General features: G+C 47.0%; 14 protein-coding genes and 1 pseudogene. 12 read left to right on the forward strand and 3 right to left on the reverse strand.

Translation table 11 applies throughout. From position 1 onward, the window contains the following. Positions 1–14: 14 nt before the first annotated feature. The 6 genes from G3352_RS10335 (at position 15) to G3352_RS10360 (ending at position 8,660) form a co-directional block, all read left to right on the forward strand. Positions 15–923: a carbohydrate ABC transporter permease gene (locus tag G3352_RS10335; protein ID WP_076290184.1), complete on the forward strand. Its 909-nt coding sequence runs from the start codon at positions 15–17 to the stop codon at positions 921–923. A gap of 41 nt (positions 924–964) precedes the next feature. Next, positions 965–2,560 carry an extracellular solute-binding protein gene (locus G3352_RS10340; RefSeq protein WP_109997973.1) on the forward strand — a complete coding sequence of 532 codons (1,596 nt, stop codon included), beginning with the start codon at positions 965–967 and terminating at the stop codon, positions 2,558–2,560. A gap of 33 nt (positions 2,561–2,593) precedes the next feature. Next, positions 2,594–3,880 carry an alpha-L-fucosidase gene (locus tag G3352_RS10345; protein ID WP_163756215.1) on the forward strand — a complete coding sequence of 429 codons (1,287 nt, stop codon included), beginning with the start codon at positions 2,594–2,596 and terminating at the stop codon, positions 3,878–3,880. A gap of 63 nt (positions 3,881–3,943) precedes the next feature. Further along, a complete protein-coding gene (locus G3352_RS10350) occupies positions 3,944–4,966 on the forward strand; it encodes a carbohydrate-binding family 9-like protein (RefSeq protein WP_163756218.1) in 1,023 nt (340 codons plus the stop codon). A gap of 7 nt (positions 4,967–4,973) precedes the next feature. Next, complete coding sequence (locus G3352_RS10355; protein WP_163756219.1) at positions 4,974–7,607, forward strand: transglutaminase domain-containing protein; 2,634 nt, start codon at positions 4,974–4,976, stop codon at positions 7,605–7,607. 6 nt (positions 7,608–7,613) lie between these two features. Further along, the gene (locus G3352_RS10360) at positions 7,614–8,660 is read left to right on the forward strand and encodes a glycoside hydrolase family 18 protein (RefSeq protein WP_163756221.1); all 1,047 of its coding nucleotides are present in this window, start codon (positions 7,614–7,616) and stop codon (positions 8,658–8,660) included. Between the two features lie 113 nt (positions 8,661–8,773). On the opposite strand, the gene G3352_RS10365 is transcribed toward G3352_RS10360, so the two are convergent. Further along, positions 8,774–11,074 carry a helix-turn-helix domain-containing protein gene (locus G3352_RS10365; protein ID WP_163756223.1) on the reverse strand — a complete coding sequence of 767 codons (2,301 nt, stop codon included), beginning with the start codon at positions 11,072–11,074 and terminating at the stop codon, positions 8,774–8,776. Positions 11,075–11,473: 399 nt separating this feature from the next. Here G3352_RS10365 and G3352_RS10370 point away from each other — a divergent pair. Both G3352_RS10370 and G3352_RS10375 read left to right on the forward strand, forming a co-directional pair. Then, positions 11,474–11,569 (forward strand): annotated as a pseudogene (locus G3352_RS10370) (helix-turn-helix domain-containing protein); the annotation flags it as partial. Positions 11,570–11,611: 42 nt separating this feature from the next. Beyond that, a complete protein-coding gene (locus tag G3352_RS10375; protein ID WP_163756225.1) occupies positions 11,612–11,971 on the forward strand; it encodes a winged helix-turn-helix transcriptional regulator in 360 nt (119 codons plus the stop codon). 85 nt (positions 11,972–12,056) lie between these two features. Here G3352_RS10375 and G3352_RS10380 read toward each other — a convergent pair whose 3' ends face one another. Together G3352_RS10380 and G3352_RS10385 are read right to left on the reverse strand one after the other, a co-directional pair. Further along, positions 12,057–12,584, reverse strand: coding sequence for an NAD(P)H-dependent oxidoreductase (locus G3352_RS10380; RefSeq protein WP_205524807.1), 528 nt, complete (start codon positions 12,582–12,584; stop codon positions 12,057–12,059). A 224-nt stretch (positions 12,585–12,808) separates the two neighbouring features. After that, a complete protein-coding gene (locus G3352_RS10385; protein WP_076290172.1) occupies positions 12,809–13,726 on the reverse strand; it encodes an ArsR/SmtB family transcription factor in 918 nt (305 codons plus the stop codon). Positions 13,727–14,077: 351 nt separating this feature from the next. Here G3352_RS10385 and abnA point away from each other — a divergent pair, with 351 nt between their 5' ends. From abnA to G3352_RS10405, 4 genes are all read left to right on the forward strand, one after another. Continuing rightward, entirely contained in the window at positions 14,078–15,037 is a 960-nt protein-coding gene (gene abnA, locus G3352_RS10390) for an arabinan endo-1,5-alpha-L-arabinosidase AbnA (RefSeq protein WP_240343037.1), read from the forward strand. A 132-nt stretch (positions 15,038–15,169) separates the two neighbouring features. Beyond that, a complete protein-coding gene (locus G3352_RS10395; RefSeq protein WP_163756229.1) occupies positions 15,170–16,510 on the forward strand; it encodes an ABC transporter substrate-binding protein in 1,341 nt (446 codons plus the stop codon). 247 nt (positions 16,511–16,757) lie between these two features. Next, positions 16,758–17,648 (forward strand): carbohydrate ABC transporter permease, encoded by an 891-nt coding sequence (locus G3352_RS10400; protein WP_062324023.1) that lies wholly within the window; start codon positions 16,758–16,760, stop codon positions 17,646–17,648. A gap of 26 nt (positions 17,649–17,674) precedes the next feature. Next, complete coding sequence (locus G3352_RS10405; protein ID WP_076290170.1) at positions 17,675–18,517, forward strand: carbohydrate ABC transporter permease; 843 nt, start codon at positions 17,675–17,677, stop codon at positions 18,515–18,517. The last annotated feature ends 36 nt before the right edge of the window (positions 18,518–18,553 follow it).

The raw sequence follows: 18,553 nt of genomic DNA on the forward strand, positions 1-18,553 counted from the left end.
AGGAGGGGAAACACATGTCAACCGCGGTTAAGGAAAGCAGAAGCGATAAAGTGTTCTTATGGTGCAACTACATCTATCTGACGATAGCGCTCGTAATTGTGCTTTACCCGCTGTTATACATCATTAGCGCCTCAATCAGTGATCCCAAATTTGTAAGCTCCGGTGAGATGTGGTTGCTGCCTAAAGGAATTACGTTTGAAGGTTATGCCCGCGTATTTGAGAACACCAACATCTGGATTGGCTACAAAAATACGATCATCTATACCGTCTTAGGTACACTCGTCAACCTCATGGTCACTCTTCCGGCAGCCTACGCGCTCAGCCGCTCTGATTTTGCGGGACGTGGATTCTTCATGGCTATGTTTATGGTAACGATGTTCTTCAGCGGAGGACTTGTCCCGAGCTACTTGCTGGTTAAGGATCTTGGTATGGTGAACAGCATTTGGGCGCTAATTCTGCCGGGAGCTGCATCCATCTGGAATATTATCGTATGCCGTACGTTTTTCCAATCGACCATACCGAAGGAGCTGCAGGAAGCGGCCCATATCGACGGGTGTACCAACACCCGGTTGTTCATCCGAATTGTGCTTCCGCTTTCCATGCCAATCATTGCCGTGATGGCGCTCTTCTACGGCGTCGGACACTGGAACAGCTATTTCAGTGCCATGATCTATCTAAATGATTCCTCGAAGTATCCGCTGCAGCTATTCCTTCGCCAAATCCTGGTACTTCAGGAGATGGCAGCGCAGGGCGGGGGAGCTATCGATACCTCTTCAGCAACGGCGATGAATTCCAAAGCGGAAATTGCTGCGCTGGTCAAATATGCTGTCATTATTGTTTCAACCTTACCTGTGATTGCGATTTATCCATTCCTTCAGCGTTACTTTGTGCAGGGTGTTATGATCGGTTCCGTTAAGGGATGATCTTAAACCATAATCCACACTAAAAAAGGGGAGTTGTCGTCATGAAAAAGCTTCGCAAGGCTTCATCCATTGTACTCTGCCTTACCCTATCAGCAGCATTGCTAGCAGCTTGTGGTTCCAATGAAGATGGAGGTTCTGCGACTTCAACTGTCGAAGGGGTCAAAAAAGAAGGATTCCCGATTGTGGACAAACCACTTACGTTAAAGGTCATGTCCCAGGATGCGGGCGTAGCCGACTGGAACACGATGCCAGTCCTGCAAGAGATGGAGAAATTGTCAGGCATCAAGCTGGAGTACCAGCTTTCGCCGATCGACAGCTTTGAAACAAAGAAGAACTTGGTATTCGCAAGCGGCGACTTACCGGATATGTTCTATGCTGCGGATCTCAAGCCAGCTGAGCAGGTTACTTATGGAACTCAAGGCATTCTGATTCCACTGGAAAAATACATTGATGAGGGCTATGCACCGAATATTAAGAAGATTCTCGACGAAAACCCGGATGTTCGCAAATCATTTACAACGCCTGACGGACATATGTATGCACTGCCATTTATCGATACGGCTGCCGTGTGGTACAGAGGCCCGATGTGGTATAACGGGGAATTCCTAAAAGCACTTAATGTAGAAGAACCTAAGACGACGGAAGAATTATATACGTACCTGAAGCGTGTTAAGGAAGAAGACCCTAACGGCAACGGACAACAAGATGAAATTCCGCTTACTTCTGTAAAACTGGACGATCTTCGTATGTACTTCTTCGGATTCTGGGGAATGTACAACGAAGGAATCTATGCGGATAAGGACGGAAAAGTTCACTATCCTTATCAAGAAGAAGGCTACAAAGGTTATCTGACGTTCATGAACCGCTTGTGGAAAGAAGATTTGCTGGATCATGAGACCTTCTCCCAAACCGGCGATCAGAAAAAAGCAAAAGGCGAAAGCAACAAGCTTGCGCTGTTCAATGACTACCATCCATACTTCACACTCGGCGGCGAGCCTAGCACGAAACATCCGCTGATGACACCAGTGAAGAGTGAGATCGCAGACTCACCTGTATACGGTAAACACCCGGGCATATCGGCACGTGGAACCTTTGCTATTACGAGCAGCAACCCGTCCCCTGAGGCAACTATGCGTTGGATCGATTATATGTACAGCTATGATGGGGCGACCCTGTTCAATCAAGGTCCTGAAGGTCTGCTGTGGAAATTCAAAGACAAGGAAAATCTCGTAAAAGAGTGGCTGCCTGTTCCTGGCGGCGGGGATCGTGAGGAATATCGCGGTAAAATCACGCCGAACTATGGCATTTTGACACCGGGTATTAATGATCCGGATATAGCAAAAGGTCTTCGCACCGAATTTGATGAATGGCTTGACCAGCAGAATCAAGAGAAGTTGGTGCCTATCGGAAAATCACCATTCCCTAACGTTTATTTAACAAATGAAGAGCAAAGCGAAGCGACCGCTTTATTATCTGATCTGGATACGTACGTCAAGCAGATGGAAGCGAAGTTCGTAACAGGCCAAGAGCCGCTTGAGAACTGGGATAAGTATATTGCACAGATCAAAAAAATGGGCAGCGACCGTATCGTTGAACTGTATCAAGGGGCGTACGATCGCTGGAACACAGGCCAATAAGAACAAGGACTCCAGAAAGAGGTGTGAACAAGGATGCAGAAATGGTTTGAAGAGGCAAAGCTGGGAATATTCATCCACTATGGCATCTATGCTGTGGACGGGGTTTCGGAATCGTGGTCCTTCTATAATGGAAGGATCTCCTACGAAGAGTACATGAAGCAGCTGGACGGCTTTACGGCATCGAAGTTTAATGCGGAGAAGTGGGCGGACTTGATTGAGAAATCCGGAGCCCGATACGCCGTGCTGACAACGAAGCATCATGACGGTGTTGCTCTGTGGGATACGCAGTATAGTGACCTCAATGTCGTTAAGCAGACACCAGCGAATCGGGATCTCGTGAGGGAATATGCGGAAGCAATTCGGGAGAAGGGCATACATCTGGGGATGTACTTTTCGCTGATTGATTGGTCGCACCCGGATTATCCTAGCGTGTTTGAAGGTGGAAAGGTACCGGAGGATCTCAGCAGTGTCAATCGGCATTCAAGCCCTGTGGATGGTGCTCAGGATCAGGAGAAATGGAAGAAATTCCTTGAGTTCAATAACGACCAGCTGCGGGAGATCATGACGAATTACGGAAAGGTGGATCTGCTGTGGTTCGATGGGGACTGGGAGCGGAGCGCCGAGCAGTGGAATCTCCCGGAGTTCAAGCATTACCTGCAATCTTTTAACCCGGATGTCATCATTAACTCCCGCCTTCAAGGTTATGGGGATTATAAAACGCCAGAGCAAGGCATTCCGATTACAAGACCAGAGGGACCATGGGAGTTCTGCACCACGATCAACACATCATGGGGCTATGTGCCAACAGACCATAAATACAAATCGTTAAATCAGATCATTCGGATGTTCTGTGATTGTATTTCGATGGGGGGCAACATGCTGCTGGATATCGGTCCGCGCGAGGATGGCACCATTGATAAGAGGCAGGAGGATATTCTGCTTGGACTGGGAGCTTGGATCCGAACCCATGAAGAGGCCGTCTTCGGAACGGGCGAAGGTATTATGCCTCGCTATTATCTGGGGGGAAGCACTGTATCCGAGGACAGAAAGACATTGTATCTGTTTGTTTATGACGATCCAAAAGAGAATGTATGCATCAAGGGACTATGCAATAAGATCAAGAAGATTACTGTGCTACATTCGGGCAAAGAACTTAACCATGAGATTCATGGGGGTGTGCCTTGGTTCAATATCCCGGGGACAACGTGGATCAAAATGACTCCGGAGGACACACATGAGCAGGTGACGGTTCTTAAGCTCGAATTCGACGAGGAACTGGAAATGTACGGCGGTTCAGGAGCCGTTGTTACCCATAACTAACATTACGGGAGGGCATGCACTTATAGATGCATGCCCTCCCTCATGAAGCGGAGAGAGAGCGATATGAACCAAAGTGGAGTACCTGAGCCGAAGATTGAGTATGCTCCCAAACATTATATATGCAAGCGTGCGCAGGAACCGCTGATGCTGGACGGCCGCGTAGATAAGGCATTCTGGGAAGCAGCTCATTGGACGGATGATTTCGTTGATATCGAAGGGGATCTTCGTCCGAAACCAGGAAAACAGACTCGGGTAAAAATGCTGTGGGATGACGACTATTTCTACTTTGCTGCCGAACTGATTGAAGATCAGATATGGGCTACGTTGACCGAGCGGGATTCTGTTATTTTCTATGACAATGATTTTGAGATTTTTATCGATCCCGACGGGGATACCCATCAATATTATGAGTTCGAGATCAATGCGCTGAATACGGTATGGGACCTGTTATTGGTGAAGCCATATCGGGATGGTGGACCTCCGGTCAACGGTTGGGATATCAGCGGTCTTAAGACAGCCGTACATATCGATGGGGAGCTGAACACACCTGGCGCCGATAACCGAAAATGGAGCGTCGAGGTCGCGATTCCCTGGACCAGCCTAAAGGAATGTGCAGAAGGCAACCGTCCTCCTGCACCGGGTGAGTTCTGGCGTGTCAACTTCTCGCGGGTGGAATGGCAGACTGAGGTGCAGGATGGTGAGTACCGCAAGGTGGTGAATCCGGATACAGGCAAACCTTATCCGGAGGACAACTGGGTCTGGTCGCCCATGGGTATTATCAACATGCATTATCCGGAGCTATGGGGATATGTCGTATTTTCGGATGACGGAACGGATCAGTCCTTTGAGCTGCCAGAAGACGAACGAATCAAATGGGAGCTTCGTAGACTCTACTACCGTGAACGCAATTATTTTGAAGCCCATGGTGAATTTACACAGGATGTGAAGTTACTAATGGGTGAGGAAACATTGATTTGCCAGCCTGTAATTGAAACGACCCGTAGCCTATTTCAGATTAGTACGCCTTCCTCGGACGGCACTACCTTAATCTGTATTCGGGAAGACGGAAAGCTGTGGAAGGAGTGAGCTAGCGATGACCAGCCAAACCTTGGTGTTTTCGATGGATGCACAGTCCTTGGAGCGGATCGAGCAGAAGTTCCAGGAGAAGTTAAACTTTGCGGATGCCCGCAAAGATAAACTGTTTCATGTGTTTCAGCAGCCATTAACTGAAGAAGAGGCATGGGCTTTGAAATATGTGTATGCCTACATGCCGGTGAACGACCTGGCTGATTATGATGGGGAACTGTTCCTCAGTCATGTGCGTCGGGCACTGGACATTCGCAAGCGTGTGCCTTGGGGGGAACGCGTACCAGATCATCTGTTTCTGCATTTTGTGCTCCCCTATCGAATCAATACAGAGAATATTGAAGATTTCCGTGGCATTATCTTTGACGAGTTGGCCGACCGGACAGCGAAGTTATCCATGGCGGATGCCATTCTGGAGACCAATTACTGGTGTCATGAAAAAGCGACTTATATTGGCAGCGATCTGCGAACGATATCGCCGCTGACGATGATTCGGAATGCCCGCGGCCGTTGTGGAGAAGAATCCACGCTGGCGGTAGCCGCTCTTCGTAGCATCGGCATACCTGCCCGTCAGGTCTACACACCACGCTGGGCTCACTGTGACAGCAATCATGCTTGGGTAGAAGCCTGGGCGGACGGCCAGTGGTATTACATTGGGGCATGCGAGCCGGAAGCGGGATTGAATCAAGGGTGGTTCAGTCCACCAGCCCGCAGGGCCATGCTGATTAATACGAGGATATTTGCCGACTATCCGGGACCGGAGGATATAACACTCTCCGAGAAGGGATATACGGAGATCAACTTACTGGAGAACTATGCGCCAGCGCATACCATCTGCGTGAGGGTAATAAATGAGCAGGGTGCGCCCGTGCCTGAAGCGAGTATCCGCTTTGAGCTGTACAATAGTGCTGAATTTTATCCCATCGCCGAAATCAAGACTGATGCACAAGGAGATGCTTCCTTTAAGACAGGTCATGGCGACCTAGTGATTCGTGCGGTTAGTGGTGGCAAGTGGGGTGAAATTCTATTCAAAGCTCAGGACGGCGATTATGTTGAGCTCGTGTTGGATTCCTCAGAGCAGCCATCAGGGATCGTGGATTTTGATATGGTTCCTCCTCCGGAAGGGGAGGGAGAAGTAGCGGCTTCGTTACCGGAAGAGAAGATCCGGGCTCACACCCGCCGCCTGGAGGAAGGTACGAAGATTCGGAGTGGATATGAGGATACATTCCTGAGTGAGGAAGATGCATTTGCATTGGCTCATACAACTGGACTGCCTCCGGAGCGAGTACGGGATATTCTACAGAAGGCACGGGGCAACAGCCGCGAAATCGCTGCTTTCCTAGAGGAACGTTCCGGTGAATTTGGTGAGTGGCCCCTACAGTTGCTGGAGTCGATGAACGAAAAAGACTTGATCGATACTTTTCGGCTGACACTGGACGATCATCTTATAGGTTCACTTTCGCAGCGTGGACAATGGGCAGAAGAGACTTTTGTGAAGTACATCCTGTGCCCGAGGGTCTCCTATGAAATGGTGGTGCCTTATCGATCCGTATTCCAGGATGCTTATTCCGAGGAAGAAGCAGCGGCGTTCAGGGAAGATCCTTCGATGCTTGCATTCAATCTGGAACAGAGCTATTCGTATTATGAGGATCTCCCTAACCTGAAAGGCAAGGGAAACCCTGTAGGTACGTACAGCCTGATGAAGGGAGATCCACAGTCGCTCGATATTCTGTTTGTCGCTGTGTGCCGCAGTTTGGGCATTCCGGCCCGATTGCATCCGAGCGAGCAGAAACCGCAGTATCTTAGTGACAAAGGCTGGGAGGATGCGGTGTTCAGTCTCACCTCTTCTCGAAATCAGGAGAGCTCAAGCTGGGGAATGCTGCAACTTCTCAAGGATTCAGAGGCTCGGGAGGATGCGCCGTCAGCATCCTATGCGGAGAATTTCTCGTTGGCCCGTCTGGAGGATGGCGTGTACAAAACGTTGATTTATCCATATGGTCACACTGACATCTATAGCGATCCATTTGAGGTTGAACCTGGAGCTTATCGCTTAACGACCGGCATCCGTCTGAAAGATGGAACGGTAAGAGTCCGCTTCATTTACTTCATCGTTCGCGCTGGAGAAACCACGGAGGTAGTACTGACTTATCGCGAGACGGTGGTAGACATCCCTGTGCTGGGTAAACTGGCAACCGGCAATGAACTGACTCGTTTGGATGGTTCAGAGGTGGCACTGAAGGACCTTCTGGGATCAGAGGGGGCCATTGCTGCGTGGATTGAACCAGAAAGGGAACCGACCAAACATCTGATTCGTGAGCTGTGTGAGCTGGCTGAGCCGTTGGATAGGCTGGGCGTGCCAATCGTGCTGGTGATCGGAGATACAGAATGGAACGCCTCCTTTGACTCTGGGGCTTATCCGAAGCTGCCGGTACGTACGATTTTTGTACGGGATTCAAGCTATGCGGCCTTGTCCGGTTTCATTTCGAAACCTGCCGCTCACGAAGCGGGCTATCCGCATCTGTTCGTGTTGGATAATCAGGATCAAATCCGATACTCGGCCTCCGGGTACAAGATTGGTACAGGCAAGGAAGCTCTGCAGATTGCTGCTGCGATATCTCAATCATTGAATGGATCGGAGTGAAAGAGGATGACGAAATATATTGCTGCTGGTTATGTCGTCGATTCTGTTCTTCCCGACATGACGGATGAGGATCTGTTGAAGTTGACACATCTGAATGTAGCCTTTGGTCATGTCAAGAATGATGAAATCACCACCGAACATTTAAAAAACGGAGAGGTTATCCGTAATATTAAGCGGGAGCATCCGAATCTAACGGTGCTGCTGTCCGTGGGCGGATGGAGCGCTGGTGGTTTCTCTGAAGCCGCCTCAACCCAGGCGGGGAGGGACAGCATGGCCGCATCAGCGGTTAGGGTGCTGGAGGAATACCCTTTTGACGGAATCGATCTGGACTGGGAGTATCCTTGTTACGGAGAAGCCGGTATCGCATCCAGTCCTGATGATAAACGGAATTTCACCTTACTTCTCAAAACGATCCGGGAAACGCTGGATGCCAAGGGCTCCGAGGATGGCCGTCATTATCTGCTCACCATTGCGGCAGGGGCTGATCAATACTACGTAGACGGTACAGAGATGGCTGAGGTGCAGCAGTACCTGGACTTTGTGCAGGTGATGACCTATGATATGCGCGGCGGTTTTCAGATTCTGACCGGACATCATACGAATCTGTATACACCAACCGGTGATCTGTTCCGAATTAGTACAGATGCTTCCGTAAATCTGTTCATCCGCGCCGGCGTACCGAAGGAGAAGATCGTTATCGGTGCTGCGTTCTACTCCCGGATCTGGACTGAGGTTCCTGACCGAAACCACGGCCTTCACCAAATGGCCGGTAGCACAGGCGGCTACGGTCCGGCATTTGCCGAACTGGATGCGAAGTACATCAACAAGAATGGTTATATCCGTTATTGGGATGAGGAAGCCTGTGCACCGTTTCTGTTTAATGGGTCGAGCCTAATATCTTATGATGATGAAGAATCGATTCAGTGCAAATGTGATTACGTGAAGGATCAGGGCCTGGCTGGCATCATGTTCTGGGAATACGGCTGTGATCCGACCCATCGTCTGCTGGGAGCAATACATCAAGGGCTTCAAGATGTTCCGGTAGGGAAATAGAAGAAGAGAATCGGGTGCGAAGGATCGGCTTGCCTATATGAGCCGAAAACATAAAAAACCTCCCCTAACCAAAAGGTTGGGGGAGGTTTCTATTTATTTTACGAATCCATCCATTAACCAAGGCATTCCTCGTCATCGTCATCCGGGGAATCGGAGGAGTCATTGGGACGGTGCATTTTGCGGTACTGCCCTGGGGTATAACCCGTCTCTTTCTTGAATTTACGGATGAAGTTCGGTGTGTCCAGATAACCGACGCGAGTGATGATATCCTTTAACGGGTCGGTAGTATGCAGCAGTAGTCGGATGACCTCATCCATGCGTTTCTGCCAGATATATTGGGTGAAGTTCATACCGATCTTCTCTTTGAATGAACGGCTGAAATACGATGAAGAGATCGTGAATTTCGATGAAATCGTACCCAGGCTGAGGTCATAATCAGAGAAATTGGCATCAATATAAGCAACGATTTCATCCATCAGGGAGCTTTCTTCCGTCTCGCTTTTCGCCTCGACATGGGCACAGATTTCGGCGGCAAGTCCTGTCAGTTTTTTCTCCAAATCCTCCAACGAGTCGTAGGAAGTGATCCTTGGAAGTTGATTAACCACGTGATGAATGCCAAGTTCCGAGGCCGTTTTGAGCATCGTATTCAGAATATCGAAGCAGATGCAGCGTAGCAATGGTACAGACGGCATTTCGGATTTCAGGGTATTCAATGCGGTTGATACCATCTGAACCGCCACATCGTAACTGCCCTGTTTCAAGCTCTGAACCAGTTTCAGCAGCACATCCTTAGGGACCCAGAAGGAAGAATCCTCTTCACTAGAGCCGGAAAGGGCGTTGAAGAAGGTGCTGCTGCCTTGTCCGTGCAGCATGGACGCTTCCAGCGCGGTTGATGCCTCGATATAGGATTGGTTCAGCTGTAATGGAGAACTATAGCTGTTGCCGATCCCGATCGCGGGAGCAACTCCAACGTGATCTGCCACCATCGATTGTAGTGATTCAACAATAGACTCCATACGAGCATTCAAGCTGGATTCATGCCCGACTTCGGCATCAAATCCGACGATGAGGGCTACTTGGTCTGGCTGTGGAAGCTCCACGCCGTAAGCAAAAGCAGACAACTCCGGCAGTTCCATATCGTTGATCAGCTGCATAACAGTACGCTGTTCGGGATGATCCCCGCTGGGAAGATCATGCATTTCCAATCCCAAGGTCATAACAAAATAATGGGATCGGTTAAAGCGTATGCCGAGATTATCCGTAAACTCAGAGGGGAGCTCTCCGGTATGACCATGCTTCAGTAACATGAGCAGAATATGATTACGGGCGTAGGGCTCCTGAAGGTCCACGCGCTGGCTGTAATCATGCAGCGTTTTCTTGATCCATTCCAGCTCGTTGCTGGTTGTGGAAGGTTCAGGATTATTCTTTAAACGGATAAACTCCATCAAGTCTGAAATCGGATGGTATTGTCTCCGGGCCAACAAAATGGCGAGGAAGGTGCCCATCACCACCATGAAGGAGAAAACAAGAACAACAAAGGTACGAATATGGACGATTCGGCTGAAAAATTGATTGCTTGGCATAGCGGTTACATAAGTCCAGCCCGCGTCTGATTTGACGGATACAACCGAATGCGGTTCTTGATTTAAGGAGAGGCTGTGTGTTCCCGGCTCAAGTTCAAACAGAGATTTGACTTCCTGTTCGGTAATGGTTTCCCCCTTATAATTAGCGGCCAGCACCTGCCCATAATTATCGAAAATATAAGTCATCCCATGGTAGTCGCTGAGAATGGAATCAATCAATCCGGTCAGATTGGACTCGTGAATCAGGTACATGACAGTGCCGTGGGCGGGCGTATTGTTAGGTGCAATCGGTACAAGGTAGGCCAGCATTGAATTGGGTACTTTGGTTCCTTGAACGACTTGCTCGGCTGGTCGTATCGTGGGAAACTGAACGTTATTCAAATCCCGGATCATATCCGTTTTGTTCCATGTATTAAATTTGTAGCGGCCCGTGAATACATCCAGGTTCTCAGAGCCCTGAGACGAGTAGATGCTATCATCTCCGCGGAAGAACAGAAATAGCTCATCGATAATGGAACTGGTGGCTTTGTATTTGACCAAGGCAGCAATTGATTCCCGGCTATAGTAGGGATGGTGAGTCCAATAGCGGGTCAGCTGCTCATCGTAGGCGATACGAAATGCGATGTCCTGCAATTCCTTCATGCGGTCATCAATGACCGTTTTTGCTTGGGTCAACTGATTGACATTAGTCTGTTCAATCTCTGAACGGAGTGTGTCCACAGCATTGTGATAAATAATAATAGTTAATATAACAAGAGGGATAAGGAAAATGGAGATATAGGATAGTGTGTACTTAAACAGAAGCTTGGACTTGAAGTGATTCCATTTCATATCTGCAACCTCCCGTTTTTCTTTAGAGCTGCAGCGATAGCGCTCTCATAAAGACAGTGAAGTATTACCATGATGCCGAGCTGCTAGGTGTTCCTACTAAAAATATTAGGAGAACTTCTCTAATAAATCAATGAATCTTTTCTAAGTTTCAAAGCAAACAGGAAGAAAGTCACATGAAAGAAGAGAAACTCGGTGAGAATAACAGGTGTAAAGCTATGGAAGGGCTTTTTTATGAGAGGTTCATTTGCTTCAGTACATGAGGAATTATAATCGATCTAAGGATCGGCAAACCTTGATTTTTCGGCCATGGAGTAGCATGATATAGACATTCATCCCAACATAAACCATGGAGGGCGAATTGTTGAGCAACGTCTATTTTGAATTAGTTTAAAGCCAAATTCTTATCAATGTGGGTTTAACGATAGCAATTATTTTACCCGGCAGTTCACAAAGGTGTATGGCATGTCTCCCAAAACCTACAGGCAATCTCTATAACATGTCGCTGTGGTGTGATGAACAAAAGAAGGAGGGGTGAGTGTGAGAGAAACCTGTGTTCCAACTGGCATTGCGTTAAAAGATACCGGCTTTGGTTATACGCTGTCCCTGGTAAACGGTAAATATAAAATGGTTATTCTGTACTGGCTGTCTGAAAATAAGGTGATGCGACATAATGAGTTGAAGCGAAGTATTGGTACCATTTCCTACAAAACATTGAGCATCATGCTTAAGGAGTTAGAGGAACATGATCTGATTCTGCGCAAAGAGTACCCCCAAATTCCGCCCAAAGTTGAATATTCATTGTCGGAACGAGGACAATCAATAATGCCGCTGTTAGATATGATGTGTGATTGGGGAGAAGCCAATATGGTGTCTGCCCCGGGATTAATGCAACGCTAACGGTAAGATTGTGAGATTAAAAAAGCAAAAAGCAGTATCTTCCTGAATGGGAGATACTGCTTTTTTGATTTGCATGAAGTGAGTATTAGAGGTTATTCATGAAACGTAAATAGTTTTGTGCGCTTTGTTCCAATTCATTTGCCGTAGGCTCATGTTCTGCCCCATAGAAGGCAAAGAATGGTCGATAATCGGCGTTGCAGTAATAGAAGGTCGTCTCAAAAGGAGTTAACAGTTGTTCAAGGGTATAGCGATATTTGCCCTCTTCCGTGTAATCCGCTTCTTTGATACCGGCAGATACGGCCAAGGCGACTTTGCGTTGCTGCAATTTGTCTCCCTCGGAGCCGTAAGCCCAGCCATACGTAAAAACTTCATCCAGCCACTGTTTAAGAAGAGGTGGGCTGCTGAACCAATAGAATGGAAATTGCAACACAAGACGGTCATGATTTTCAATGAGCTGCTGTTCTTGCTGCACATCAATATGTCCATCGGGGTAAGCTTTATATAGTTCATGTATCGTATATTTTTCCGGATGTTGTTGGAGTTCTTCTATCCACCGTTTGTTGATGACCGACGTTTCCAGGTTGGGATGTGCTACGATGACAAGTGTTTTCAAAATGAATTCTTCCTCTCTAAGCTATAATGTTTCTTGAGTATAAAGGGAGAATTGCCAGGATGTAAGTATGCACTTTTAGTACAGGTACTTACCTTAAGGTAAGCACCCTTCCTGAAGAACAGCATGGCGAGATGGGGTGAATGAAATGAAAACAGCCGCCAGTTTCTCAACTGGCGGCTGTTTTAATGCTTTGTTTTATGTGATGACAATGACTATTCGTTGATCTATTCTTCTTGCACATTATAGAGAACACGGGCAAGCAAGTTCTGCCCGTAATTGCCGAAATTTTTGCCAAAGATCGTCAATCCTCGTTTGTTCACTGGTCCGTCCGTTACAGCGATTCGAAAGTGGATATCGCTTTTGTAATCCAGGCCAATCTCGTCTAGAGTTACATCGGAGATACGGCATCCATCTATATAGCTGCCCTCTTGGGTGATACGGATCAGTTTCAGCATCCCGTATTGATTCAGATGTGGCGGCCACCAGTCCGGATTGAACGTACCCCGGGTATTGCCAAAATCTCCTGGGCTCGTCCAACAACCAATCTCGATGCCGTTAACGTAGAAATAAATATCCGAAGGGTAGTTGTCGCAAAAACCTGGTGCCTCCGAACCCAATTCCATGGACAACTGGATTTCGCTGAACGTCTGGTTAGGCTTAAGGTAGTTGGGAATACGATATTCCAGATAACCTTCGGCCAGCCAAATCATCTCCGCATCAATACGGAGTGGATCAGCAAAGTAGCGCGGGTCATCGAACTCACCGACAATGCTGTCTCGGGTAGCGAGACCACATGTAGGAGCTGCTTGATAATCGCTATAATGACCTACCTGAATTTCAACCTCGTATCGGTTATAAATCTCCTGTGAACGCAGGTCCACCATTAGTTTTTCTTCATTGAGATAACATATCTTCTGAATTCCATGTTTGCCAACTGCGGTATTGATCTCAATCAGGCCGCTTTCTTCCAATTTCTTAATATGCATTGTAATGGCGCCATTGCTGAGCCCCAGTTTGGTTGCGAGATCATTGAGGTTAAGACTCTGGTTCTTGGCAAGCAGTTCAATAATCTGGATCCGAATTTCTGAACTGAGTGCCTTGAAAATATTAACGCCAGACATCAGATCTTTAATATAAATCATAGGTGGTTTTCCTTTCCACGTTCTGAACAAAGCCCTGCTGATCCAGGCTTCTGCACATTTATATGGTTTGTTTTAGATAATTATAAATGATTACCCGATGGAAGGGAAGGGCGGAGTACAGGAAGCCAAATCCCTTATATACATAGCATAATTGAGCGTATTATTCATAAATTGATGAATATTTACTTTAGAAAATAACTTAAATCATTTCATATATATTTGAAATATACCATTGAAATGTGATGTAACCGCTTTTATAATCCTAGTATACCTAAATTGATTTAATACTTCATGAACCAAATTAACTATTTGATCAGGAGAGGTGGATTCGATTTGGAAAAGGTCAAAGGAATGACAGGATTCAGGAAGAAACGTTGGGCATTACCTGCACTACTTGTACTTGTGTTGCTATTGGCGGGTCAGTCCCGGGCATTCGCGGCATTTTGGAATCTGAGCGGAGATATTGCCGTCCACGATCCATCCATCATCAAAGAAGGAAACTCATGGTATACCTTCTCAACAGGTCCTGGCATTCAGGTACTGAAATCAGATAACGGGTCCTCATGGTATCGCGTTCCGCAGATTTTTCTGAGCAAGCCATCTTGGTGGGCCTCGGCCGTTCCGGGACAGAGTGGTCTGGATGTATGGGCACCTGACGTGGAGCAGTACAACGGAAAAGTGTGGCTGTATTATTCCATCTCTACTTTTGACTCCAATAGATCTGCGATCGGGCTTGCGTCTGCAACCAGCATTGGAGCAGGTCAGTGGAAGGATGAGGGGTTAGTACTTCAAACCACAACCGCCAACGATTATAACGCTATTGATCCGAATCTGGTCATCGATGCTTCAGGCAACCCGTGGCTGGCTTTCGGTTCTTTCTGGAGCGGTCTGAAGATTGTGAAACTCGACAAAAACACAATGAAACCGACCGGAAGTATATCCTCCATTGCGGCGCGTCCGAATAATGGCGGGGCCATTGAAGCACCAAGTATTGTGTACCGTAACGGTTACTATTACTTGTTTGCCTCCATTGATTCTTGCTGCCAGGGCGTAAATAGCACGTACAAAATGGTCTATGGACGTTCAACGAGTATTACAGGTCCGTATGTGGACAAAAACGGTGTGAGCATGTTGAATGGCGGAGGAACTATATTGGACTCGGGGAACGTCAAGTGGAAGGGACCCGGTGGTCAGGATGTGTATAACGGTAATGTGATTGCGCGCCACGCCTATGATGCTGATGATAATGGCAATCCGAAATTGCTAATTAACGACCTGCTGTGGGATTCCAACGGATGGCCAACCTACTAGTTTATTTTAAACAAATATAAAATGTTTTAATAAAGTATTGACTAAAGTGATCTGGATTTGATAAATTTAACAACAGAAATCCTATTTTACTGAATTGAATACGGTTACAAATCCAGATCAGGAGGGGTTCAGATGGTAAAGAAAAAAAGATTGGTCACACTTATGCTTCTAATGCTGGTAAGTGCACTCGTGTTTGCGGGCTGCGGAGGAAGCAGCGGATCAAGCGGGGACAAGGAATTGACATTCATGTTCCGGGGGGGCACGGATGAACAGAAAGCATATCAAGCAGTTGTTAAAAAGTTTGAAGAAGAGCATCCAGGTGTCAAAGTCAAAATTATCGTAACAGCTGCGGATCAATATGCGACAAAATTGAGAGCTGCCATTACAGGCAACAGCTTGCCGGACGTATTTTATTTTAACCCTGGTGATATAAAAGCCTATGTAAACAGCAATGTGCTAATGAACCTGACACCTTACATTGAAAATAATGCGGACGTAGATCTGGATAACATCTGGAAATATGGTGTGGACCTGTACCGTTATGATGGCAAAATGGCAGGTCAGGGTGATCTCTACGGCATGCCGAAAGATCTGGGTCCGTTTGCACTCGGTTATAACAAGACATTATTTGAAAAAGAGGGCATCCCATTCCCTGATAAGGACAAGCCTTACACATGGGAAGAATTCATCAAGGTCAACCAACAAGCAACCAAGGATACGAATGGAGACGGTAAACCGGACGTATTTGGTACAGGCTTCAACGTACAATGGGCGCTGCAGTCCTTTGTATGGAGCAATGGTGCAGACTGGTTGGATGATAGCAAAACAAAGGTAACCATTGATGATCCGAAATTCGCGGAAGCACTGCAATTCTTTGCGGATATGCAAAACAAATACAAAATCACGCCTTCCATTGAGGAAGCGCAAACATTGGATACGTACCAACGCTGGATGAAAGGGGAAATGGCTTTCTTCCCAGTAGGTCCGTGGGATATGAGTACATTTGAGAAACTGCCTTTCGAATATGATTTGCTACCTTTCCCAGCCGGCTCTACCGGAAAATCCGCAACGTGGATCGGTTCCCTGGGTATCGGTGTATCGGCCAAAACGAAACATCCGGAAGAAGCAGCAGCATTGGTTAATTACCTCACAGCTTCCAAAGAAGGCATGCAGCAGTTGGTTGATGCCAAAGTGCAAATTCCGAATCTGCTTGATATGGCAGACGAATGGGCCAAGGATACTTCAACGAAACCGGCCAACAAACAGGAATTCATTGATATCGTAGAAGATTACGGCCGCGCACTTCCAGGTAACTACACGTACAATGCGGAGTGGTATGACATGTTCTTCACCGACATTCAACCTGTTCTGGATGGCAAGATTACAGCCGCAGAATATGTGAAGCAACAGCAGCCAAAAATGCAAAAGCTGTTAGACAAAGCGGTAGAACAAGAGAAGAAATCTCAGAAATAAAACAATTAGCAACATGCTGAAATAATGGGACTGAAAAGATTGAAGGGTAGGTTCTAGAGAGAAGCAGCCTACACCAAATGGATAGAGCAGTAGATTCCGTGTTCAAAAAAAGGCGGTGCCAGCAGCCTGCTATCACGCTGCTGGCATCATTTTGGATTCCATACGGGCATGTTGCATGAATTGATTAAGAATGCAGGCATCCATCGATTCATGCAACATGCTGATATTAGAAACAGGGGTGAGCGCAGTGATTACAAAATCTAGTTTGTATCGCAAAGAGAGGCTGTACGGATATTTGTTTATTTTGCCTCCGGTTCTTGGTTTGCTGATCTTTGTTTTGTTCCCTTTCCTTTATTCCTTGTACGGTTCGTTTACGGATTGGGATGGATTGGGACAAATGAACTTTATCGGTTTAGCCAATTTTAAGGATTTGCTCACAGATGATTTGTTTTACAAAGCGATGTTCAACACCTTTTATCTGATGCTGGGTATACCGATTGGTTTGTTGCTTGCGTTACTGCTGGCGATGGGTCTGAATCGTAAAATTCCCGGCACAACGACGTTCCGTGTAATCTATTATATTCCGGTCATTTCTTCCCTCGCAGCGGTGTCCATCATGTGGAACTGGGCGTACAACGGGGATTACGGATTAGTGAACCAATTCCTTGATCTATTTGGTATTGAGGGTCCTAACTGGCTCGCAAACAAAGACACAGTTAAACCAGCCCTGATTATTATGACGGTGTGGAAAGGCCTCGGTTACACGATGTTATTGTATCTGGCTGCATTGCAAAGTGTATCACGTACATATTACGAAGCGGCAGAGCTCGATGGAGCGAACGGGTTCCAGATCTTCCGCAACATCACCTGGCCGATGGTGAAGCCGGTTACCTTTTTCCTCGTCGTTACGAATATTATTGGTGGTTCCCAAATCTTCACCGAAATGAACATTATGACGCCTACGGGTGGTCCTGAATATTCTTCCGCATCTATTGTCTTCTACATCTGGCAGAAAGCATTCAGTAACCTGCAAATGGGTTATGCCTCTGCGATGGCCATGATTCTTGGAATTTTCATTTTTGTCATTACCTTGGTGCAATTCAAAATGAACGAAAAATCAGCCTATGATGGGGATTAATGGTCTAGGAAAGGAGTGAACCGGAGATGTCTTACAGTCAAAAGAGGAAATTAACGAACTCTATCATTTTTATCGTTTTGGCGCTTGGTGCGATTGCGATGATTGCACCACTGATCTGGATGTTATCCACTTCCGTGAAGGAGAAACAGGATGTGTTCGCACTTCCGCCTGTGTGGATACCTGAAGTGTTCCAATTCGGAAAGTATAAGGAAATCTGGGAAGCAGGTCCGCTTCTCAGCGGGATCAAAAACAGCTTGATCGTGGCGGTCAGTGTTACCGTTGTCGGGACGTTTACGTCGAGTATCGCTGCCTTTGCTTTTGCCAAATTGAGATTTCCGCATAAAAACAAACTGTTTCTAGCATTGCTCGCATCAATGATGATTCCGTATCCGACAGTCATGATTCCGCAATTCATCATGTTCTCGAAGCTCGGGTGGGTGGACACACTGTTACCGCTTATCGTTCCAGGATTATTTGGTAACGTGGTCATGATCTTCTTCCTTCGTCAATACCTGCTTAGTGTACCTGATGCCATTATTGAAGCAGCGAAAATTGATGGCAGCTCCTATTTCCGACTGTACTCCAGCATTACGTTCCCGCTCATTAAACCGGCGATTGCAGCTCAGCTGATTCTCTGGTTCATGGGCATCTGGAACGATTATCTGGCACCGATTATTTATCTGAATTCACCAGAGAAGCAGACCTTGCAGCTCGTTATAGCGAACTTTAATGCCACGTATGCGATTCAGACGGATTATCCGCTTATTATGGCAGCGTCCATTGTTGCTCTGTTGCCAGTATTGATCATCTTCCTGATCTTCCAGAAACAGATTATTGAATCGGTAGCGATCTCAGGAGTGAAGGGATGAACCCGCGGAAATTGTTCCGGGGCTGGACGAATTCAG

The organism is Paenibacillus sp. ALJ109b (assembly GCF_010747435.1).
GTDB lineage: Bacteria > Bacillota > Bacilli > Paenibacillales > Paenibacillaceae > Paenibacillus > Paenibacillus taichungensis.

Bases quoted from the DNA above. Each gene is read 5' to 3' on its own strand.
- G3352_RS10355 (WP_163756219.1), top strand. From the start codon at position 4,974: ATGACCAGCCAAACCTTGGTGTTTTCGATGGATGCACAGTCCTTGGAG.
- abnA (WP_240343037.1), top strand. From the start codon at position 14,078: ATGACAGGATTCAGGAAGAAACGTTGGGCATTACCTGCACTACTTGTA.
- G3352_RS10385 (WP_076290172.1), bottom strand. From the start codon at position 13,726: ATGATTTATATTAAAGATCTGATGTCTGGCGTTAATATTTTCAAGGCA.
- G3352_RS10395 (WP_163756229.1), top strand. From the start codon at position 15,170: ATGGTAAAGAAAAAAAGATTGGTCACACTTATGCTTCTAATGCTGGTA.
- G3352_RS10335 (WP_076290184.1), top strand. From the start codon at position 15: ATGTCAACCGCGGTTAAGGAAAGCAGAAGCGATAAAGTGTTCTTATGG.
- G3352_RS10365 (WP_163756223.1), bottom strand. From the start codon at position 11,074: ATGAAATGGAATCACTTCAAGTCCAAGCTTCTGTTTAAGTACACACTA.
- G3352_RS10405 (WP_076290170.1), top strand. From the start codon at position 17,675: ATGTCTTACAGTCAAAAGAGGAAATTAACGAACTCTATCATTTTTATC.
- G3352_RS10350 (WP_163756218.1), top strand. From the start codon at position 3,944: ATGAACCAAAGTGGAGTACCTGAGCCGAAGATTGAGTATGCTCCCAAA.
- G3352_RS10360 (WP_163756221.1), top strand. From the start codon at position 7,614: ATGACGAAATATATTGCTGCTGGTTATGTCGTCGATTCTGTTCTTCCC.
- G3352_RS10345 (WP_163756215.1), top strand. From the start codon at position 2,594: ATGCAGAAATGGTTTGAAGAGGCAAAGCTGGGAATATTCATCCACTAT.
- G3352_RS10340 (WP_109997973.1), top strand. From the start codon at position 965: ATGAAAAAGCTTCGCAAGGCTTCATCCATTGTACTCTGCCTTACCCTA.